Source organism: Bartonella sp. AA168HLJHH, assembly GCF_042197365.1.
Taxonomy (GTDB): Bacteria; Pseudomonadota; Alphaproteobacteria; order Rhizobiales; family Rhizobiaceae; genus Bartonella.
This window is the reverse complement of the sequence record NZ_JBHIRS010000092.1, coordinates 1-584: the sequence shown is the minus strand read 5'-3', so window position 1 is coordinate 584 and position 584 is coordinate 1. Positions and strand designations below refer to the sequence as shown.

General features: G+C 50.3%; 1 protein-coding gene. It reads left to right on the top strand.

Going from position 1 to position 584, the window contains the following annotated elements; translation table 11 throughout:
• Positions 1-584: hemagglutinin repeat-containing protein (locus tag ACFINM_RS09920; protein ID WP_375641402.1), on the top strand; the 584-nt coding region annotated here is incomplete at both ends.

Sequence of the window (584 nt, the reverse complement as noted above, 5' to 3'; positions counted from 1 at the left end):
TTTGGTGAGGCTTTGAGTGAAGAACAATTGGCGTCCCTAGAAGCCCCAATGGTGATTTATGTGCGCCAACAGGTCAAGGGCATGGATGTTTATGCTCCGGTGCTTTACATCCCCGAAAAAGACAGATCCTCCTTTGTTTCTGCTGGGGCTTTGATCATGGGCGATGATGTCAATATCACCAGCCAAAATACAAGCAATTCCACGATAACCAATTCAGGGCGGATTGCGGCAAATCACCAATTGCATGTGCATGGCGGGGATATCTTTAGTCAAGGAGGGCATTTTGCGGCGGGTGGTGATGCTGTTATCCTTGCGGAGAAGAATATTCGTTTGGATGCAGGGCGCACAACGGTTGACGGCGTGGAGACAGTATTAAACACCGAGGCGCTTTCTGCTGGGGGCAATGCGAGCGTAATTGCCAAGCAAGATATCACCGCCTCAGGGGTGGGGATCACCACCGGAGGTGATCTTGCCATGGCTACAGAACAAGGTAACTTGACGATCGGTTCAGCAGAAACCCATTACCATGATGAACAGGGTGATGCCACCATGCATCATAAATCAGAAGTCAACTCTGGAGGCTC